The sequence below is a fragment of the Bradyrhizobium sp. CCGUVB1N3 genome, assembly GCF_024199925.1.
In the GTDB taxonomy this organism is placed as follows: Bacteria; Pseudomonadota; Alphaproteobacteria; order Rhizobiales; family Xanthobacteraceae; genus Bradyrhizobium.
In genome coordinates this window covers 4,546,236-4,563,472 of the sequence record NZ_JANADR010000001.1, presented here as the reverse complement: position 1 = coordinate 4,563,472, position 17,237 = coordinate 4,546,236, and the positions used below count along the sequence as shown (strand labels likewise).

Annotated in this window: 15 protein-coding genes; 9 read left to right on the top strand and 6 right to left on the bottom strand. The window is 64.1% G+C overall.

Annotation, left to right across the window (positions count from 1 at the left end):
- The first annotated feature begins 226 nt into the window (after nt 1–226).
- The 3 genes from NLM33_RS21830 to NLM33_RS21820 all read left to right on the top strand — a co-directional run bounded on the left by NLM33_RS21830 (nt 227) and on the right by NLM33_RS21820 (nt 3,339).
- Entirely contained in the window at nt 227–2,002 is a 1,776-nt protein-coding gene (locus NLM33_RS21830) for a hypothetical protein (protein WP_254098579.1), read from the top strand.
- A 174-nt stretch (nt 2,003–2,176) separates the two neighbouring features.
- Nucleotides 2,177–3,181, top strand: coding sequence for an acyltransferase family protein (locus NLM33_RS21825; RefSeq protein WP_254098578.1), 1,005 nt, complete (start codon nt 2,177–2,179; stop codon nt 3,179–3,181).
- Complete coding sequence (locus NLM33_RS21820) at nt 3,127–3,339, top strand: acyltransferase family protein (protein WP_254098577.1); 213 nt, start codon at nt 3,127–3,129, stop codon at nt 3,337–3,339. Before NLM33_RS21825 ends, NLM33_RS21820 begins: the two co-directional genes overlap by 55 nt.
- Nucleotides 3,340–3,365: 26 nt before the next feature.
- On the opposite strand, the gene NLM33_RS21815 is transcribed toward NLM33_RS21820, so the two are convergent.
- Nucleotides 3,366–3,704 (bottom strand): putative quinol monooxygenase, encoded by a 339-nt coding sequence (locus NLM33_RS21815; RefSeq protein WP_254098575.1) that lies wholly within the window; start codon nt 3,702–3,704, stop codon nt 3,366–3,368.
- Between the two features lie 287 nt (nt 3,705–3,991).
- Between NLM33_RS21815 and NLM33_RS21810 the strand changes: the two genes are divergently transcribed.
- The 4 genes from NLM33_RS21810 (at nt 3,992) to NLM33_RS21795 (ending at nt 8,394) form a co-directional block, all read left to right on the top strand.
- Nucleotides 3,992–5,227: an FAD-binding protein gene (locus NLM33_RS21810; protein WP_254098573.1), complete on the top strand. Its 1,236-nt coding sequence runs from the start codon at nt 3,992–3,994 to the stop codon at nt 5,225–5,227.
- Nucleotides 5,224–6,537: a glycolate oxidase subunit GlcF gene (glcF, locus tag NLM33_RS21805; RefSeq protein WP_254098571.1), complete on the top strand. Its 1,314-nt coding sequence runs from the start codon at nt 5,224–5,226 to the stop codon at nt 6,535–6,537. Before NLM33_RS21810 ends, glcF begins: the two co-directional genes overlap by 4 nt.
- 88 nt (nt 6,538–6,625) lie before the next feature.
- Entirely contained in the window at nt 6,626–6,961 is a 336-nt protein-coding gene (locus NLM33_RS21800; RefSeq protein WP_254098569.1) for a hypothetical protein, read from the top strand.
- Between the two features lie 422 nt (nt 6,962–7,383).
- On the top strand, nt 7,384–8,394 hold the full coding sequence (locus NLM33_RS21795; RefSeq protein ID WP_254098567.1) for a TorF family putative porin: 1,011 nt from the start codon (nt 7,384–7,386) through the stop codon (nt 8,392–8,394).
- Nucleotides 8,395–8,704: 310 nt separating this feature from the next.
- Here the strand turns inward: NLM33_RS21795 and NLM33_RS21790 are convergent, their stop codons facing one another.
- Nucleotides 8,705–10,468 carry an ABC transporter ATP-binding protein/permease gene (locus tag NLM33_RS21790; RefSeq protein ID WP_254098565.1) on the bottom strand — a complete coding sequence of 588 codons (1,764 nt, stop codon included), beginning with the start codon at nt 10,466–10,468 and terminating at the stop codon, nt 8,705–8,707.
- A gap of 296 nt (nt 10,469–10,764) precedes the next feature.
- Here NLM33_RS21790 and NLM33_RS21785 point away from each other — a divergent pair, with 296 nt between their 5' ends.
- Both NLM33_RS21785 and NLM33_RS21780 read left to right on the top strand, forming a co-directional pair.
- Complete coding sequence (locus NLM33_RS21785) at nt 10,765–12,429, top strand: L-lactate permease (RefSeq protein WP_254098563.1); 1,665 nt, start codon at nt 10,765–10,767, stop codon at nt 12,427–12,429.
- 132 nt (nt 12,430–12,561) lie between these two features.
- A complete protein-coding gene (locus NLM33_RS21780; RefSeq protein ID WP_254098561.1) occupies nt 12,562–12,960 on the top strand; it encodes an META domain-containing protein in 399 nt (132 codons plus the stop codon).
- A gap of 42 nt (nt 12,961–13,002) precedes the next feature.
- Here NLM33_RS21780 and NLM33_RS21775 read toward each other — a convergent pair whose 3' ends face one another.
- From NLM33_RS21775 to groES, 4 genes are all read right to left on the bottom strand, one after another.
- Entirely contained in the window at nt 13,003–13,701 is a 699-nt protein-coding gene (locus NLM33_RS21775) for a hypothetical protein (RefSeq protein WP_254098559.1), read from the bottom strand.
- A gap of 87 nt (nt 13,702–13,788) precedes the next feature.
- Nucleotides 13,789–15,000, bottom strand: coding sequence for a hypothetical protein (locus tag NLM33_RS21770; protein ID WP_254098557.1), 1,212 nt, complete (start codon nt 14,998–15,000; stop codon nt 13,789–13,791).
- Nucleotides 15,001–15,145: 145 nt separating this feature from the next.
- Nucleotides 15,146–16,777 (bottom strand): chaperonin GroEL, encoded by a 1,632-nt coding sequence (groL, locus tag NLM33_RS21765; RefSeq protein ID WP_254098555.1) that lies wholly within the window; start codon nt 16,775–16,777, stop codon nt 15,146–15,148.
- Nucleotides 16,778–16,914: 137 nt separating this feature from the next.
- Nucleotides 16,915–17,211, bottom strand: a complete 297-nt coding sequence (gene groES, locus NLM33_RS21760; RefSeq protein WP_027525027.1) for a co-chaperone GroES — start codon at nt 17,209–17,211, stop codon at nt 16,915–16,917.
- Nucleotides 17,212–17,237: the final 26 nt, after the last annotated feature.

The window sequence follows — 17,237 nt, the reverse complement described above, 5'->3', positions numbered from 1 at the left end:
TAACCTTTGTATCGAGTGTGCGGCAGGCCCGCGAAGGGACCTCCGCTTCGGTGCTCGACTACGCGTTAAGCTCATTTGGTCGTTCCAAGTCATTAGCGCCTTGGGATGGAGGCCGAGCAATCCGAGACACAACCACCCAAACGTTGAAGCTTGAGGCTCCGAGTTGACGGCTCCGATCACGCCAATCAATCTCGACATCTCGATCGGTAGATTGAGGGGAGACTTGATGGCGGTCATGGCAATCATTGCGCGTGCTCTATTTCCGCTTTGTCTGTATGCGTCCTCGGCCGCCGCGGCATCAGGTCTTAACCTCGAGGAGCCACAGCGACTACAGGAGGTTGAGCGGGCCGGTTTCACATTCGGCGAAGTCGTGCTCGGCCGATCGAATGCGGGCGGCGACAATGCGGCGCTCTATCGGAACTTCGCCTATCGCTCGATCGTCAACAGTCTCACTGCGGATCTGGAGCAGTTGAGGACGACTGATCCGCAGCTTGGCGTGACTATCAAGACCCCGCACCGGTTATTTAATGTGGCGTGGCTCAGTTCGCCTGACGCGAGGTTTGAACTTGTCGGTGTCATCAATCGCATGGATCGAGATGTCTTCGAGCCGGGGAGCTGTGGCGAGATTCGCCTGATCTATCGCCTGGCTTATAAAATGGTCGAGGCGAGCGGCGACGTCTATTCGCGCTTGCCGATGACCTCGAATGTGGTGTTCCTCCTGCCGGGCGATTCAGCTCGGTGTGGCGCGCTTGCGCGCCAATGGAGCACCAATGTCGATCTCAAGGCATTCGGCGAGGGAATCCTGAACCCGCAGCACCTGAAGTCGGTCGAGTTCAATCTGCAAGCCGTGCGGTGGCCCTCGACGATCAGGCCCGACATGGGGGGCTATGCCGAATATTTCTTGCGCGTGTTTCGGCGCGAGGACGATCGCTTCGTGCTGGCCGGGCTTGAGAATACGCCCGACGTGCAGAGACTATTGGCGAGCCCGTCGCTCAAGGAACAGCTGCTCGAATGGATCAGGCAGCCGGACCATTTCCAGGCGATCGACGACGGCATCGCAAAGCTTCCTGAGAAGTTCCTCGCTCGTAAGACGATGTCAGTCGCACTCGACGGTACACATCGGCTCGCCAATATGCCTTTCACCCAGATCTTCTCCGAAGACGAGCTCACCGAACTGCCCTATGGGAATGCGCGCATGGTCCGCTCGCCCCACGGCCTATTGGCGAGGTTGAATGATATGTCGTGCAGTGGCTGCCATGCCGGACGGACGGTAGCAGGGTTCCACTTCGTCGGCAGCGATCGCGCCGAGACCGACGCCGTCAATGCCATCGCTGTCGGGGCATCCCCACATTTCCTGCTCGACCAGCCGCGGAGGGTGGCCTATGTGGGCGCGCTCGCAATTGGTGCCCGCCCGCCCGTCGCGCGCCCGCTATCGGTTCACGCTGATCAGGGCGAGGGCGGTTTCGGATCCCATTGCGGGCTCGGCGATCCGTCATTTGCGTCATGGACCTGCGGTCCCGGTTTTCGCTGCGAGGCGGTTACGCTCGATGACACGGTCCGTCGGACCGGCGTTTGCCAACGCGAGGCGCCGATCGCGGGATCGGTCTGCCAGCCGGCGCGCGTGGTTCGGAATCGCGATCCACATAAGGACAAGCTGATCGACCAGAGAGAAATGGGTTGCGGCTCCTCTGCGGTTTGCGAAAGCGTGAGCGTTGGCTTCCCCGCCGGCATGTGCTCGGGCGGGTGCTCCGATCTGCGGCCAGGAGAGACCTGCGGCACCATTGCAATTCTACAAGGCTTCAATCGGTGCCTTGCGGCGCGAAAGCCGTTTGCCAGTTGCCTGCGCGACAATGTCCGACCCGCAGCGCTGAAGGCCTGTAGCCAGGCCGAGCCCTGCCGCGACGATTTCATCTGCGCGCGGACGCCTCAGGGACGGGGAGCCTGCATACCTCCATATTTCCTCTTCCAGCTTAGGGTCGATGGCCATCCTACGCCGGGGTGACGTGCCTATAACGGAGCTGGGATCAAGGCCGACGCAGTTGCTGCGCGTGAGAGGCGGCGAGTGGGTTGACTTGAGCCATCCCCGATTAGTTGCGATACGGATGCGGCACCACACTCAAACCGCCAGCATCTGCACTTGGACGATGGCAATTGGTGCAGCGCGGAGGGAGTTGAAATGGCCGACATTGCGTCGGGCGCAACGGCCGAGTCTGTTACCGGTGGCCCGCGCGCGCCGCGACTTCTGTTCATCGACAACATCCGCTGGTCGATGATCCTGCTGGTGCTGAGCATGCACGCAGCCGACACCTACAGCCCGTTCGGCAATTGGTACTATGTCGACCGGCAGGCGACCGGCTTTGGCACGGCGCTGTTCTTCGGCATCTACCAGAGCTTCCTCCAGGCCTTCTTCATGGCGGTGCTGTTCTTCATCGCCGGTTATTTCGCCGCCGCATCCTGCGACCGGAAGGGATTTGCGACCTTCGCCCGCGACCGGCTGGTCCGGCTTGGCGTGCCGACCCTGCTCTACATGTTCGCGATCGGCCCGCTCACGCAGTATTTCCTGTCACGGACCTGGGGGCGTGGCGGCTTCGGCCATCAATGGCTAACCCATCTCGGGGATGGCGAGTGGCTGTCCGAGACCGGTCCGATGTGGTTCTGTGCCGTCCTGCTCCTGTTCTCGCTTGCCTACGGCCTGATCCGCCTGTCGGGCCGGCGAGAGCGGACGGTCGTTCTGCGTTGGCCGATGGTCGTCGCCTTCGTGATGGTCATGGCGGGGGCCACCGTTGCCGTGCGCATCGTCGTGCAGGCCGGCACCTCGGTGCTCAATGTTCATCCCGGCGACCTGCCGCAATATCTCCTGATGTTCGCGGCCGGAGCCTATGGCTATCGCGGTAACTGGATGGCGGGACTTGCTGAGCGCTCCTGTCTGCGCTGGGGAGCGCTGGCGCTCACGCTCTCCGTTCCGCTGTTCGCAGCGCTGGTGCTGTTTGGCGGCGGCCTCGAGGGCGAGACGGCGCTCTATTCAGGCGGCTTCATCTCGTCAGTGCCGGGAAGTGCCTGTGGGAGGCGCTGGTCTGCGTGGGCATGGGCCTCCTCATGCTGGCCGTCTATCGCCGTCATTTCGACGTGCAGGGACCGGTCGCCAAATGGCTCTCTGACAATGCGTTCGGTGTCTACCTGATCCACCCGCCGATCCTGATCGGCTTCGCCATGCTGTTGCATGGACTACCGCTCTTCGCACTCACGAAGGCGATCCTGCTGACGACGCTGGCAGCGATCGGCAGCTTCGCCGTTTCGGCGTTGATCCTGCGAAAATCGCCGCTGCGCGCGATCATCTAGTTGCGCGCAGCCGTGCGAGCATGTTTCTACATCAGCGCATATTGCGTGCGCTCGCGCTTCGCCAGCAAGGGCAGAGCCTGCCCTGCGATATGGCTCTTGAAATGCGCGCTGTCCTGATGCGCCGTGAAGGCGGCCTCGTCGCGGAACAGCTCGTAGAACAGGAACTGCGCCGGATTGTCCTTGGCGCGGCTGATCAGGAACAGTTTTACGCCCGGCTCGCTCTGCGCTTGCGGGAGGAAGCCGCGCAGGATCTCGGCAACGCGGTCGGCCTCCTCCAGCCTGGCTTCCCATTGCGCCACCACTAGAAGACCGCTGCCGCTGATCGCCTGATGGATGGCTTGTTGGTTCATCGCCTGTTCGTCCATGGTGGAACTCCGTTTGGGGGAGAGAACTGTTCGATCAGTAGCGAAGTTTGTACGATAATGTTTCGATGGTGGTCGAAGTTCGGATGTTGGGTGGCATGCGGATACGGCCTGAATGAGCCCTCATGGTGAGGAGACCGCGCAGCGGTCGTCTCGAACCATGCAGGCCCGGCCGCCGCAACTCGGCCTTCATCCTTCGAGACGCTTGCTCCGCAAGCTCCTCAGGATGAGGGGCGGGCAAACCCCAGCCGCGTTGATTTCCGACGCGAATTTCGCTACCGCCTCTTCCCGTGGATACGCTCAAGGTCAGAGACGCCAAAGACGTCGAAGAGGTGGTGCGCGCGGCGATTGCCAACGAGCAGCCGCTCGAGATCATCGGTCATGGCAGCAAGCGCGGCATCGGCCATGTGATGGCGACCAACGCCGTGCTCGACGTCTCCGCGCTGAACGCGGTTACCTCCTATGAGCCCAACGAGCTGATCGTCACGCTCCAGGCCGGCGCGCCGCTCGCCGACGTGCTCTCGCTGATCGATGCCAAGAGCCAGCAATTCGCCTTCGAGCCGATGAATACCGCGCCCCTGCTCGGGACGCCCGGGCTCGGTACCATCGGCGGCATGATCGCGGCGGGCCTCGCCGGGCCGCGTCGCATCAAGGTCGGGGCGGTGCGCGACCATCTGCTCGGCGCGCACGCCGTTTCGGGCTTCGGCGACAGTTTCAAGACCGGTGGCAAGGTGGTGAAGAACGTCACCGGCTACGACCTCTGCAAGCTGCTCGCCGGTTCCTGGGGCACGCTGTCGGTCATGACCGAGGTGACGCTGAAGGTCATGCCGAAACCGGAGAGCGAGCGGACGCTGCTGCTCAGGGGGCTTGACGATGCAGCCGCCAACAAGGCCATGACCGCGGCGCTCGGCTCGCCCTTCGACGTATCGGGCGCGGCGCATCTGCCGAAATCCGCTTTCCGGGAGAGAGCCGAAGGGCTCGGCGACATCGCCGCTCAAGGCGAGCCGCTCACCGTGCTGCGGCTGGAGGGCATCACCGCCTCGGCCGCCCACCGCGCCGTCTCGCTGCGTGAGGCGCTCGCGCCATTTGGAACCGCGACCATCGTCGAGGATGCCGCCTCGGCCGCATTGTGGACCGCGATCCGGGACGTGCTGCCGTTCGCGGCCGATGGCGCGCTTGGCGCCTGGCCGGTGTGGCGGATCGTCTGTCCGCCGGCCTCTGGCGCCGCGGTTGGCCGGCAGGTCGCGCGGGAAACCGGCGGCGACGTGATCTACGACTGGGGCGGCGGGCTGATCTGGGCGGCCGTGCCGCCGAAGGGCGATGCGCAAGCCGCCATCGTGCGCCAGCGCGCGGAAGCCGTCGGCGGGCACGCCATGCTGGTCCGGGCATCTGAGGAGATGCGGCGGGATGTGGACGTGTTCCATCCCCAGGCCCCGGGTGTCGCCGCCCTCAGCGAGCGGGTTCGCGTCAGCTTCGATCCGAACACCATCCTCAATCGCGGGCGGCTGAGGCGGAGCGCGGCATGAAGACCGAATTTTCGCTCACCCAGCTCGCTAATCCCGACATCGCGGAAGCCGACAAGATCCTGCGTGCCTGCGTGCACTGCGGCTTCTGCACCGCGACCTGTCCGACCTATGTGCTGCTCGGCGACGAGCTCGATAGCCCGCGCGGCCGCATCTACCTGATCAAGGAGATGCTGGAGAAGGACCAGGCGCCGACATCAGATGTCGTCAAGCATGTCGACCGCTGCCTGTCGTGCCTTGCCTGCATGACCACGTGTCCGTCCGGGGTGAACTACATGCACCTGGTCGACCAGGCCCGGGTCCGGATCGAAGAGCGTTACGAGCGGCCGCTTGCCGAGCGGTTGCTGCGCACCGTGCTGGCGTTCGTCCTGCCCGACCCGCGGCGCTTTCGCATCAGCATGTCGCTGGCGCGGCTTGCCCGGCCGCTGGCGGCTTTGCTGCCGACGCCGCGGCCGTCGGCCACCCCCGGCCTCACGCAGCGGATCAAGGCGATGCTGGCGCTCGCGCCAGACCGGTTGCCGGCTCCAGGGCCGGCCGCGGGCAGCGTCTTTGCGGCGCTCGGCAAGCGGCGGGGGCGGGTCGCGCTGCTCCAGGGCTGCGCCCAGCAGGTGCTGGCACCGCGGATCAACCAGGCCGCCATCAACCTTTTGACCCGCCACGGCATCGAGGTCGTGTTGGTCCGGGACGAGCAATGCTGCGGCGCCCTGACCCATCACCTCGGCCGTGACGACGATGCGCTCGCGCGGGCGCGGGCGAACGTCGCGGCCTGGCGTCGCGAGGCGGCAAAGGATGGTCTCGATGCCATCCTGGTGACGACGTCCGGCTGCGGCACGGTGATCAAGGACTACGGCTATCTCCTGCGCGAGGACCGCGACTTCGCGAGCGATGCGGCCAACGTTTCCGCACTCGCCAAGGACATCACGGAGTATGTCGCGGGCCTCTCGCTGCAGCCGTTGAGGCGACACGACGACATCGTCGTCGCCTATCATTCGGCTTGTTCACTGCAGCACGGGCAGAAAATCACTGGGCTTCCGAAAGAATTGCTTTCCAAGAACGGATTCGTGGTGAAAGATATCCCCGAGAGCCATTTGTGTTGCGGTTCGGCGGGGACCTACAACATTCTCCAGCCCGACCTTGCGGGCAGGTTGCGCGATCGCAAGGTCGCCAACATCGCGAGCGTCAAGCCGGACATGATTGCCGCAGGCAATATCGGCTGCATGGTGCAGATTGCCAGCGGCACGTCAGTGCCGGTCGTGCACACGATTGAGCTTCTCGATTGGGCGACGGGCGGAGCGCAGCCGGCATTGAACTAGTCGAATCAAGCTAGCCGACTGCGCCGCGCCCGGAGGTGGACGACTGAAGGCCCGATCGACATTGTTCGACGGCAACAGGAGGATCACGATGGCGAAAGCGAAGAAGAAGAAAAGCAAGAAGGCCAAAAAGGCCAAGAAAGCCGTAGCGGCGAAGAAGAAGACCGCGAAGAAGGCCGGCAAGAAGAAGTCGGCCAAGAAGTCGGCGAAGAAATCCGCCAAGAAGGCAGCGAAGAAGTCGGCAAAGAAGGCTGCACCGAAGAAGGCTGCGAAGAAATCCGCGAAGAAGGCGGCTCCCAAGAAGAGCGCGAGGAAGGCGGCGCCGACCCCCGTGGCAGCTCCCGCTCCCGAGCCCGCACCGGAGGCGAGCTGGGCGACCCCGTCCAGCGGCGACAGCTCGTCGGCTTCGGCCGAAGGGCAGGGCTAGCTCCAACTTCGTCCTCCACGCGATCATCAGCGATCCGGAAGGCCGCGGCGGCGACGCTGCGGCCTTTTTGCATCGACTGATTGCATCAGGGCGCAGGCGTCATTGGCTTCCCCTCATTGGCTCTTCTTGGGCTGTGTGCTGATTCGCGTCGCCGCGCTCGGCCTTGCTGCACGTCCGTAACAATCCGGGGGCCGGAGTGCCCTCGGAATGCAAATAATGTTGTCAAGATGCAACACGTCCCGACAACCTTTCGCGGAATTGCCATAACGCCTAAAAAGTCGGCAGATGCATGTGTTTTTTGCTTCACTGAATGAGGGCCTCACTCCAGATTGCAGCGGTTAAGAGCTTTTCAGTCAGGGTTCGCATGCCCCGGGGGGCGCCGGGATCGGACTGGCCTTAAGAACGGGTAATTGGGGAACGAAATGAAAAAACTGGCTTTGTTGGCAACGGCGCTGGCAATGGTGACGGGTTCGGCTCTGGCGGCAGATATGCCGGTGAAGGCTGTGAAAGCGCCTCCGCCGCCCGCCTTTGACCCCTGGGATATCGCCTTCGGCGGCGGCATCATGAGCGACTACATCTTCCGCGGCATCACGCAGTCGAACCACAAGCCGTCGGTCACGGCCTATTTCGAGCCGCGCTACAACGTCACCAAGGACCTCCAGCTCTACGTTGGTGTCTCGGCCGAGAGCATCTCCTTCCCGAACCGCGCCGCGGCTGAAGTCGACATCTACGGCGGTATCCGCCCCACCTTCGGCGCGTTCGCCTTGGACATCGGCGTCTGGGGTTACCTGTATCCGGGCGGCACCTGCTACTTCGGCGCGCCGGGCATCGACTTCGCCGGCAACTTCCAGGGCGCCGAGTGCGCCGAGAAGGCGCTGCTCAATGCCAACGTCATCAAGAAGGACCTGAGCTTCTTCGAAGTCTACGGCAAGGGCACGTACACGGTGAACGACAACTGGGCGTTCGGCTTCACCGAGTACTACACCCCGAGCTACCTGAACTCGGGCGCGTGGGGCAACTACGCCTCGATCACCGGCAAGTATACCGCGCCCAGCACGCTCTTCGGCTCGAGCGGCGTCGGCATGTACGTGTCGGGTGAGTTCGGCCGTCAGTGGCTTGGCACCTCCGACAGCTTCTACGGCACGGCTGCATTCCCGAACGGCATCAAATATGCCGACTACAACACCTGGAACGTCGGTATCGGCTTCACCTACAAGGTGTTCACGCTGGACCTGCGCTACTCCGACACCAACCTCTCCAAGGGTGACTGTAACGCCTTCACCAGCGACTGGTCGGCCCGCGGCAACATCACCGCCTCCTCCGGTACCTTCGTGACCCCGATCAACCCGTCGGGCGTCGGCTCCAACTGGTGCGGCGCGGCCGGTATCGCCAAGCTGTCGTTCGACCTGACGGCGATGACGAACCTGAAGTAAGTTTCATCCCGAGACTGACTGAAGGGGCGGCAGGGCAACCTGCCGCCCTTTTGTTTTGGGGGGAGACCAACGCGCTGGGAGAGACGGGCTATCGCCGCTTCAACAAAGTTCGGTGTCGTCCCGGCGAAGGCCGGGACCCATGACCCCAGGGAGAGATTGTGGCGCGAGATGGTGGTTACGATTCTTCGCCAAGCTGCGCCCTGTGGCTATGGGTCCCGGGCTCGCGCTGACGCGCGCCCCGGGATGACGGATGTTCTGTCCTGCCCCGCCCCGCAAGCGGGAGAGGGGGCGCACACCATCGCGGAAGCATTCAGCGCGCTTCGCTCGGCTCCGCCCGGGCCGCTGCGCCGACACCGCCGAGTACGTGGATCTCGCCGTCCGGGACCAGCCTGACATTGCGGGTGTGGAAGGCATCCAGCGTCGAGCGGTGGCCAATCGACACGATCGTGGTCGACGGCAGCTTCTCCTCCATGAGCCGGTAGAGCAGGGCCTCGGACGGCTCGTCGAGCGAGGCGGTCGCCTCATCGAGGAACAGATAGTCCGGCGCATGCAGCAGCGCCCGCGCCACCCCTAGGCGCTGTTGCTCGCCGAGCGACAGCGTCCTGTTCCAGTGCGCTTCCTCGTCGAGCTGCTCGGCAAGCCTCGGCATGCCGACCGCTCTCAGCGCCTCCTTGATCTTGTCGGGCGCGATCGTGCCGTGCTCGGCCGGGTAGATCACGGCGTCGCCGAGCGGGCCAATCGGGAAATACGGTCGCTGCGGCAGCATCATCAGGCTGGACTTCCCAGGGATGGCGATCTTGCCGGTGCCGAACGGCCAGATCCCGGCGATGGCGCGGAACAGCGTCGACTTGCCCGAGCCCGACGGGCCGGTCACCAGCACGCGCTCGGGGTGCTGGATCGCAAAGGCGTTGGCTGCGACCAGCGGCTTGCCGTTGGGAAGCTTCACCAGCAGCTGCTCGAGCGCGATGGCCTCGCTGCCCGCGGACGACGTGACGCCGATGGTCGGCTCGTGCGCGGGGAGGTTGGCGGCCGAGCTGACCGACATCTCGAAACCGTCGAGACGGGCGACCACCGCGCGCCATTCGGCGAGTTGGCGGTACGTCGTCACGAAGAACGACAGCGCATCCTGCACGCTGCCGAACGCCGAGCCGGTCTGCATCATGTCGCCGAGCTGGATCCGCTTGGCGAAAAAGGCCGGCGCCACCACCACATAGGGGAAGATCACCGCGGCCTGCCCAAAGCTCGCCGTGAACATGGTGAGACGCTTGGTCCGGCTCATGATCGCGTACCAGTTGGCGATGACGAAACCGAAGCGGCGCAAAAGGTGGCCGCGCTCGGCGCCTTCGCCTTTCAGCAGCGCGATCTGCTCGGAATTCTCGCGAACGCGGACGAGGTTGAAGCGGAAATCGGCCTCGAAGCGCTGCTGCTCGAAATTGAGGTTGACGAGTGGCACGCCGATCCAGTGCGCCAGTCCCGTGCCCAGGATCGCGTAAGCCACCGCGCACCAGACCAGAAAACCGGGGATGACGATATCGGTGCCGTAAATGTGCAGCGGCGCCTTGTTGGACAAGCCCCAGAGGATGACGATGAACGAGGCCAGCGTCACGATCGACGACAGTAACTGCAGGCCGATGCCCAGCGTCTGCTCGACGAAATTCTTGACGTCATCAGTGATGCGCTGGTCCGGGTTGTCGGCAGCATCGCCCTTGAGCTGCATGCGATAATGCACGGCGCCGTCGAGCCATTCGCCGAGATAGTGCTGCGTCAGCCACTGCCGCCAGCGGATCTGCAGCCACTGGTTCAGGTAGAGCTTGTAGACGGCCAGCGCGACGTAGGTGAAAGCAAGACCAAGGAAGATCCAGACCTCCCTGACGAACTCATCCAGATCGTAGGCCTGGAGCGCGCTGTAGAACCGGTTCTGCCACTGATTGATGAGGACATTGATCGCGACGAGCGCCAGCTCCATCGCTATGACGACAGCGAGTAGGCCGCGGCCGGCCCATTTGTCTTCGGACCGGAAATAGGGCATGGCGATTCGCCAAACGGTCGCGAGCGTGGCGCGGATGTTCTTCACAGATCGGGATCTCCTGCGGGGTAGGCGCAAACGCCTGATGCAATGGCGCAAATAAGCGCGCTTAGACTAAAGTTGCAAATCCGGCGATTTGCCTTGTCCGGGCCGGCGACCCTAGCATGGGCACAACGGCGCGGGGTGGGGGGCCTCCGGGACTTCGCGAGCTTGTGAGCGGGTGGGAACCGCCGCATTTCGCGACATGACCGCTTCAGGCTCAAGGACTATCGCGACCCACGTCAAGCAGGTTCGGCTGTCCACGCTGGCCGCCCTGCCGCACCAACGCGTGGGGGAGGAATAGCATGTGGAATCAAATCTATGACCCACTCAATAACGTGGTGCTGTCGACCATCGCTGCGGCGGTACCCGTCGTCACGCTGCTGATCCTGATCGCCAGCGGCCGCGTCAAGGCGCACATCGCGGCCGTGATCGCGGTGATCATCACCAACCTGATCACGATCGTCGTCTTCACCATGCCGGCGAACATGTCGATCCGCGCCTCGGTGCTCGGCATCGTCACCGGCTTCTTCCCGATCGGCTGGATCGTTCTCAACGTCATGTTCCTCTACCAGGTCACGGTGGTGACCGGCCGCTTCGAGCTGTTGAAACGTGCGGTCGGCGGCGTCACCGAGGACCGGCGCCTGCAACTGCTTCTGGTAGCATTCTCCTTCGGAGCATTCTTCGAAGGCGCCTCCGGTTTCGGAACGCCGGTCGCCATCACGGGCTCGGTGCTGATCGGGCTCGGCTTCTCGCCGCTCGCGGCGTCCGGCCTGTCGCTGATCGCCAACACCGCGCCGGTCGCCTATGGCGCGCTCGGCACTCCGATCCAGGGGCTCGCTTCGGTCACTGGGCTTGATCCCTACCTCCTGGGCGCGATGGTCGGACGGCAATTGCCGTTCTTCTCCCTCATCGTGCCCTTCTGGGTGGTGTGGGCGTTCGCGGGCTGGAAGGGCATGAAGGACGTCTGGCCGGCGATCCTCGTCACCGGCGTATCGTTCGCGATCCCGCAATTCGTCATTTCCAACTACATCAATCCGTGGATCGTCGACATCGGCGCCTCGCTCGTCTCGATGGGCTGCCTGATCCTGTTCCTGAGGATCTGGCAGCCGAGGCAGCTCTGGCTGTCGCCGGCGCTGCGCGGTCGCGACGAATCGGCTGCCACCATGGCCGCGACGAGGCCGCTCGACAAAACCCCGCTTACGCAAGCCGAATTGTGGAGCGCGCTGTTGCCGTGGATCATCGTCTGCATCGTGATGCTGATCTGGGGCAACGGTGCGTTCAAGAGCTGGGCGAACTCGATCTTCACCTGGAACTACGCCGTTCCCGAACTGCACCAGATGATCAACAAGATGCCGCCCGTGGCGGCGAAGCCGACGCCGGAAGGCGCGGTGTTCGGCTTCACCTATCTGTCGTTCACCGGTACGGGTATGCTGATCGCGGCGATCATCTCCGGCTTCCTGATGGGGGTCGGGCCGGGCCGGCTGCTGGCCGAATATGGCCGCACGATCCGGCTCTGCGCGATCTCGCTGATCACGATCTCGGCGATGCTCGCGATCGGCACGCTCACCCGGCTCTCCGGTGTGGACGCGACGCTCGGTCTCGCCTTTGCGGCAACCGGCGTGCTCTATCCCTTCTTCGGCACCTTGCTCGGCTGGTTGGGCGTGGCGCTGACGGGATCGGACACGTCATCGAACATCCTGTTCGGCAACCTCCAGAAGATCACGTCCCAGCAGCTCGGACTGTCGCCTATCCTGATGGCGGCGGCGAACTCCTCTGGCGGCGTGATGGGCAAGATGATCGACGCGCAATCGATCGTGGTCGCCTCCACCGCCACGCGGTGGTACGGCCATGAGGGCACGATCCTGCGCTTCGTGTTCTGGCACTCGATCGTGCTGGCCTGCTTGGTCGGCGTGCTCGTGACGCTCCAGGCCTATGTCTGGCCGTTCACGGCCCTGGTGCTGAAGTAGCGCGACGCATCTCACTGCAACGAAAATCCCCGCGGGAGCGATCCCGCGGGGATTTTGCGTGCCTGGCGAACCTTCTCAACGTCGTCGCGGTCTTATAGAAGGTGCGGCGGTTCAAGGACGTCGAGAGGTCACATGGTTTCGGTCAAGCAGATGGTGCGCGCGGCTGCCGCGGTGGTGCTGATGGCGGGCGCAGCCCATGCCGAGGACGGCTTTCCCTTCGGGACCGAGATGACGCTCGAAGCCTTGCCGCAGCCCGGCTCGAAGCGCATTCCCAACATCGAGATCGGAGACAATGGCGAGGTGGTGCTGGAGCTCTGGTGCAAGGGCGGCAAGGGCCAGTTCTCGGTCGCCGGCAACACCGTGATCTTCGTCCCCGGCCAGATCCAGGACCGTTCCTGCCCGCCGGCCAAGGCCCAGGCCGATGACGACCTCGTCGCGTCGCTCGCCAGCGTCGAGACCTGGAAGCGCCAGGGTGAATTTCTCACGCTGATCGGCCCGAAGCCGCTGCGCTTCCGGATGAACGGGAATTGAGCCTCGCGGCAGCCGGTGCGACCGGCTCCGTGCTTTTGGCGGTTACGGCGTCGCGATCAACCCGTTGGCTGTGGCAACGATCCAGCGGCTGCCCCAGCGCACGATGGAGTCTATTCGCCCAAGTCCGGGAATGATGTCGCCGCGTGCGGCCATCCGAATTCCGTCGGGGCCGTCGAGAACGGCAGTTCCGTCCCGAACGTCGACAACGGTCCACCCGGGAATGGTTGTCGGTCTCGTCTCCGGGGCCGGCGCCAGAGGCTGCCTCATGGCGACTGCTGGCCCGGAGAAGCTCGTATTCGCCTGAGAGGCCACGCCAGCAGGCAAGCGGGCGGGCGATGTGGCGGACGGCTTGGGAATGCTGCCGACAAAGGCGGGTGCCGCTGTTTGCGGATCCGAGTGAGATGCGGCCTTTCGAGCGCCTTCGGCCTTGCCGGCGGATTTCGTTTCAGACGTTTGCGATGAAGCTGCTTGTTTCTGGGCGATAGGACTGAGGCTGATCATGCTTGCCAACTCAGGCCAATTCAGGCCCCCGGCCCATCCCAGTCCAAAGCTTGCCGTCAGCGCAATCGTGAACAGCAGAAAGTTGCGCGCTCGAACACCATAGGGGTCCCGGAGCACCAGCACGTCTTCGCGATCATGGCTTAGGAAATCGCGCAGCCTGACCGGCTGCCTCGGCAACCGGCCGCCAGCCACATTCCCCAACCAGATGTTTCCAAGGGTACTCGGCTCGTGGTCTTGCATGATGCGACCCACGTTCGGCTACCCGATGATGGCCGCTCAAACTGAATCGAATCTTAACGATCAAGAGAACCACTGAGGCCGCGCGGCTTATTTCCACACCGACTTGTCGGCGTCCCAGCGCTGCCCCTTCAACTCCTTCGTCAGTGCCTCGATCGCGCCGTTGTCGTCGGTCTGATCGCCCTCTTCATCGGTGCTCGCTTCATCCGACAGATTGAGCTTGGCGCCGGTGCTCTCGTCGGCCGTGGTGATGGCGGGGCTGCCGACCCAGAGCAGGAGACGGTCGCTGCTGCCGGGCTTGTCGGTCGAGACGAGGCCAGCGACCTCGATCGTGTCGGTGAGCTCGAGCGCCGGGAAATCCTGGTTCGGCCGCTTCAAGAGGACCTTGAGCTTGCCGGTGACGGGGTTGAAGCTCTGCGAGACGGTTTTCGCCGCCAGCGTCCGCGCCAGCACGTTCGCGACGGTGCCGGCGAGCCGGTCCCGGCTGATCTTGTCGCCGTCGCGCCAGTCGGCGGCGGAGAAGCGGATGGTCCGATCCATCTCCATCATGCCGGCGGTCCAGCCCGCCGCGGTGACGCCCGGCATCGCCTTGAACTTGGCGAGCAGCGCAGCTGCCCGCTCCGGGTCGACCGACATGTTGATGGTCTGCTCGCCGGCGCGTAGCGCGTCGCAGCCGACCGACAGACTTGCCAGCGTCACCTCGACATCCTGGCCCTTCAGGCTTTTCAGGAAATCGGTTGCCGCCTCTAACTTGACCTTGACCGCGATCGCCTCCGGCGAGACCTCGGTGAAATCCTTCGGCTGCGGCGTGATGCCGTCGTCCGAGGTCTGGTTGTCCAGAAACTCCTTCTCGCTGAGGTCGGAATTGTCGGGGGAGGCGACCTCGGTCACGTTGCCGCCGATCGAGATCTGGCCGCGGAATTCGAAGGTGTCGCTGGTCGGCTTGCGCGTCAGCTTGACGGTGACCGGCGACTTGTCGCCGAGGCTCTGCGTCGTGCCCGACAGCAGCTGGCCGGCGACCGTGAGGTTGACGACGAAGCGGTCCTTGCGGTCGGAATTCTTCGCAGCCGGATAGCAGACGTCGAGCACGGCTGAGGTGACCGTCTTGCCCTGGCGGGTCTCCTTCAGGATGACATCGGCATTGCCATCCATCAGCCCGTCGATCGAGGTGAAATAGCGCGTCTCGGTTCCGCCGGGCGCTGCGGCCTTTGGCGATAGCTTCATCTGGGCGGAGGCGACGTCAGGCGCAACCGCAACCAAAATCGCGAAAAGGCCTATCGAGTAGAACGAAAGCGCGCGCATCGACGAGATCCTCGGAGGAACAGAATCGGCGCCACCGTAGTGGGTTTTGGCCGGCGGTTGAATCGGAAAGCGCCGGGCATGGTCGGCAAAAAAGAAGGCCGCCCGGAGGCGGCCTTCGCGTGATTTTGGCTGGTTGCAGGCGGGCTCAGAAGCCCATGCCGCCGCCGCCGGCCGGCATCGCCGGCGCTGCTTCCTTCTTCGGCAGCTCGGCGACCATGGCTTCGGTGGTCACCAGCAGGCCGGCCACCGAGGAGGCGTCCTGAAGCGCGGTGCGCACCACCTTGGCCGGGTCGATGATGCCCTTCTCGACCATGTCGACATACTGCTCGGTCTGGGCGTCGAAGCCGAAGGTCTCGGACTTGTTCTCCAGGATCTTGCCGACGACGATGGAGCCTTCGAGGCCCGCGTTCTCGGAGATCTGGCGGACCGGAGCTTCCAGCGCCTTCAGCACGATGTTGATGCCGGCCTGGACGTCGGGATTGGCGTTGGTGAGACGGCCGACCGCCTTCTTGGCGCGGAGCAGCGCGACGCCGCCGCCGGGGACGATGCCTTCCTGCACGGCTGCGCGGGTGGCGTTGAGCGCGTCCTCGACGCGGTCCTTCTTCTCCTTGACCTCGATCTCGGTCGCGCCGCCGACGCGGATCACCGCGACGCCGCCGGCGAGCTTGGCCAGACGCTCCTGGAGCTTCTCACGGTCGTAGTCTGAGGTGGTCTCCTCGATCTGGGCCTTGATCTGGCCGACGCGAGCCTCGATGTCCGGCTTCTTGCCGGCGCCCTTGACGATCGTGGTGTTCTCCTTGTCGATCACGACCTTGCCGGCACGTCCCAGCATCTTCACCGTGACGTTCTCGAGCTTGATGCCGAGCTCTTCGGAGATGAGCTGACCGCCGGTGAGGATCGCGAGGTCCTCGAGCATGGCCTTGCGGCGATCGCCGAAGCCCGGCGCCTTGACGGCAGCGACCTTGAGACCGCCACGCAGGCGGTTGACGACCAGGGTGGCCAGCGCCTCACCCTCGACGTCCTCCGCGACGATGACGAGCGGCTTGCCGGACTGCACCACGGCTTCCAGCACCGGCAGCATGGCCTGCAGGCCGGACAGCTTCTTCTCGTGCAGGAGGATGTAGGCGTCCTCGAGCTCGGCGGTCATCTTCTCGGCGTTGGTGACGAAATAGGGCGACAGATAGCCGCGGTCGAACTTCATGCCCTCGACGATGTCGACTTCGGTGTCGAGCGACTTGTTCTCCTCGACGGTGATGACGCCCTCGTTGCCGACCTTCTGCATCGCCTGCGCGATCATCTTGCCGATGGCGGCATCGCCATTGGCAGAGATGGTGCCGACCTGGGCGACCTCGGAGGAGGCGGCGACCGGCTTGGCGCGCTTCTCGATGTCCTTGATCACGGCCTGGACCGCGGTGTCGATGCCGCGCTTGAGGTCCATCGGGTTCATGCCGGCGGCAACTGCCTTGGCGCCTTCGCGCACGATGGCCTGGGCCAGCACGGTCGCGGTGGTGGTGCCGTCGCCGGCGAGGTCGTTGGTCTTGGAGGCGACCTCACGGACCATCTGGGCGCCCATGTTCTCGAACTTGTCCTCGAGCTCGATCTCCTTGGCGACGGTGACGCCGTCCTTGGTGATGCGGGGCGCGCCGAAGCTCTTCTCGATGACGACGTTGCGGCCCTTCGGGCCGAGCGTCACCTTGACGGCGTTGGCGAGAATGTCGACGCCGCGCAGCATGCGATCGCGCGCGTCTCCGGAAAACTTGACGTCTTTGGCAGCCATTTCTGCAATCCTTGATGTTTGGTGATGTGCTCGCCGATCATCGCCGGGCAAGGCTCGGCAATCCGTCGCGAGATCATGAACGATGCCCGGATCTTCGATCCGGGCACGATATTCAGCGGCGGTTCAGGCGGTCGGCCTTAGGCCAGGACGCCCATGATGTCCGACTCCTTCATGATCAGGAGATCTTCATTGTCGATCTTGACCTCGGTGCCCGACCACTTGCCAAACAGCACGCGGTCGCCGACCTTGAGGTCGATCGGGATCAGCTTGCCCGCCTCGTCGCGGCCGCCGGGGCCAACGGCGACGATTTCACCCTGGGACGGCTTCTCCTTGGCGGTGTCGGGAATGATGATGCCGCCCTTGGTCTTTTCCTCGGCATCGATACGTTTGACCACGACACGGTCATGCAGCGGACGAAATTTGGACTTAGCCATGACGTTTCCCTTTGGAAGCTCGCTTC